The following is a 3,304-nucleotide window of genomic DNA, read 5'->3' on the forward strand; positions in this document are numbered from 1 at the left end:
TAGAGTGGATGGAAAAGGATTTGGCAACACTTCTCAAAGAATCTCCACCGGACGGATGGGATTCATTCTGGAAAGCGGTAGCGTTGCCCGTGCTGGAGGCTCTGGCATTTTCTCATAGTCGCAGAATCATACACCGGGATATCAAGCCCAGCAACATTTTAGTGGGGGGTGACGGTAAACTCAAACTCGCTGACTTCGGCATATCCAAGCTTAAAAGCTATTTGCAACCAAGCATTACTCTCAAGGAGTTTGTCTCGCGTACATTCACACCGCCAGAACCCGATGATGGTTCCTATACATACACCCGCGATATCTACAGCTTTGGTGTATTGGTGCTTAAGAGCCTAACCAATGTGGAGCTTGTCGATTGCGATAGTATCCCCGAAGCTCTCAAAGTGTTTGAGGCACCGTCACAAATCGTTGAAGTAATCGAGCGTGCTGTTTCCCGCGATCCGGGAGAGCGTCAGTGCAATGCCGAGGTACTGCTGGCAGAACTCAACGCTATCCAACAGAAGCGATCCCAAATATCGACAGCCAAGAAACGCGATTGCTACCTACAACTTACCAATAAGGCTTTGAGCAATCTTCGGACTGTACTTGATGTGCCTCAAGAGGAAATTCAAAAGATTCTCCTAGAGGATTTGAATAGTGGATGTGGAATCTCACCTTTAAAGAAATCCAACGCAGCCAATCCGGCTGACGAATCCTCTGAAGGTCATTACTCTATTTTTGGGTTTTCCTACAGGTATCATGTAGCGGTTGATCGAGATCGCCTAGTCATCATCAACGCCCAGGATTTTTCTAGTGCAATACTAGAACAGAATCGAGAACGTGCATGGGTTCCACCCTACGAATTCAAATTTGGAAGACCGCTGATTGGATGGGAAGCAGAGGATGTTATTAGGGAACTTCAACTGGCAGTAGAAGAACATGAGGCAAACCTGCGGCAGACAAGAGCAGAAGAAGAAAAGCAGCGATTATTTCGAGTTTGGTGGGATATTCTCAGAGCCAAGACAGATTGGGAGAAAAACCGAGAAAAACCGATTAAATACACAAGCGTTACTCGTGAGGGAAACCGCGTTACCTTTGAACTCTCAGAACTTCCAGAAAATGACATAGCTGGACAACCCCGCCATGTGACAAACTCAAAAGGATTTAGCCTAGTGAGAGGAGATGTTGAGGAAGTCATAGGTGACAAATTGGTTCTTTATGTCAAGTATGGAGAACCAGACAGACTCCCACAATCGGGTGAGTTACGCTTTGATATTCGTGCTGCTGAGGTTGCAATAAATCGACAAAAAAATGCCCTAGATGCAATTAGATTTGACCGAGGAGTACGTTCAGACATTCGCCAATTACTCGTCAATCCTCAAGAAGTCCGTACTCCTGACGTAGAGGTAGATGTGCAGTTTGTTCAACCTCTCAATGAATCACAGCAGGAAGTTGTTAAAGCTGCACTCTCGACAGAAGATTTTCTGATTGTCCAAGGTCCACCAGGTACAGGTAAGACAACATTTATTACAGAAGTTGTTCTGCAAACTCTCAAAGTTAATCCTAATGCTCGAATTTTGCTCAGTTCACAAACTCATGTTGCACTAGATAACGCCCTGGAACGGATTCAAGCTAAAAATCCTAGCTTGAAATTGGTACGAATTGGCAACCACGAACGGGTATCAGAAAATGTTCACTCACTCTTGCTCGAAGAGCAGATGGAACAGTGGAGAGAGGGTGCGATCGCTAAAGGACAGGAATTTATTGATGATTGGTCAGCGCAACGGGGTATTTCTCAGCATAACAGTGAAATAGCCACACTATTTCAAGAAATGAGAAATCTAGTTACAAAGATTGAAAGTCTCAGGGGAGAGGTTAATATCTGGAAACAAGATTTAGACGAAATACTGGCAATAAATTACGATCCAGAAAATCCAGATTTATTATTGAAAGCTAAGATACCAAAGGATAAGCTAGAGGAATGTCAGAGTATTGAAGCTGAAATTAGCATCCTGCGTAAGCAATTAAAAGAAGCACGAGAGCAACAGAAAGAAAAAGCAAAGCGCTTAAAAGAATTAACGGGAATTAGTACTAATAAACTTTTAAGACTATCGATTGAGGAGATAGAGGAGCGGATAAATCAACTAATTGATCCAAATGCGTCAGATGCGAAGATGCTCCAACAACTAATCGCTATACAGGCGGAATGGTTCGAGCAGTTCGGTCGAAATGAAGACTTCAATGCACCTCTGATTAAGCGCTCGCAAGTAGTAGCCGGAACCTGCATCGGAATTCCTAGAGATATTCAAGACATAGAATTTGACTTGTGCATTGTCGATGAGGCTTCAAAAGCTACGGCGACAGAAGTGCTAGTGCCAATTGCGCGATCGCATCGCTGGATTCTCGTTGGCGACCCCAAACAACTCCCACCCTTCCGTGATGAAGCTAGCAGAAATTCTGACTTTCTGGACAAATACGAACTCACTCAGGATGATATCCGAGAAACCCTGTTCGACCGACTGCTCAGAATACTTCCAGATGGGTGTCGTAAGATGTTAACAATTCAACATCGAATGGTTGCACCAATCGGCGATCTTGTCAGTGAATGCTTTTACGAGAGTCAACTCAAAAGTGCCAGAACTGATGTAGATAAAAACCTGAGCAGAGTTTTACCAAAACCCGTCACTTGGTTGACAACAACGAAACTTCCTAATTTTCGTGAGCAGTCTGCCAACTCTAGCTTTAACAACGCCTGTGAGGTCAAAGTTATAGTTCAGCTTCTCAAGCAGCTAAATCAGATGGCAGAAGAGGCTCAGAAAAAATATAGCGTTGCTGTCTTGACTGGGTATGCAGCACAGCTAAAGTTACTCAATCGTAACCTTGCGTCATTATTAAACAACTGGCAAGCATTGACAGTAGAGTGTAACACAGTTGACGCATTCCAAGGACGCGAAGCTGATATTGCCGTGTACTCTGTGACTCGCTCTAACAAGGAAGGTAAAGTAGGTTTCCTGCGTGATGCAGAGCGATTAAATGTAGCTTTATCCAGGGGGAAAGTTGGCTTAGTAATCGTGGGAGATCACTACTTCTGTCGAACCTCACGCGACAACCCATTACACCAAGTTCTGGATTACGTTGAGCGTCACCCTGAAAATTGCGCCTTAATGGAGCCTAACTTATGAGTTCAGAAGAATCAGCTTTTCTTACTCCAGAACAACTACGTCGCTACGATAATCGAACAGGCTTCGACCTTGTTAGCTGTAGAGAAGTCGGTTTGCCTGTTTATAAAATCACCGTTCAAGCTCTAACACAA

Annotated in this window: 1 protein-coding gene; it reads left to right on the plus strand. The window is 44.1% G+C overall.

Going from position 1 to position 3,304, the window contains the following annotated elements; all coding sequences use genetic code 11:
* A partial coding sequence (locus tag V6C93_RS28435; protein WP_333480039.1) for an AAA domain-containing protein occupies positions 1-3,173 on the plus strand: 3,173 nt, incomplete at its 5' end.
* Positions 3,174-3,304: the final 131 nt, after the last annotated feature.

The sequence above is a fragment of the Allocoleopsis sp. genome (assembly GCF_036703385.1).
In the GTDB taxonomy this organism is placed as follows: domain Bacteria; phylum Cyanobacteriota; class Cyanobacteriia; order Cyanobacteriales; family Coleofasciculaceae; genus Allocoleopsis.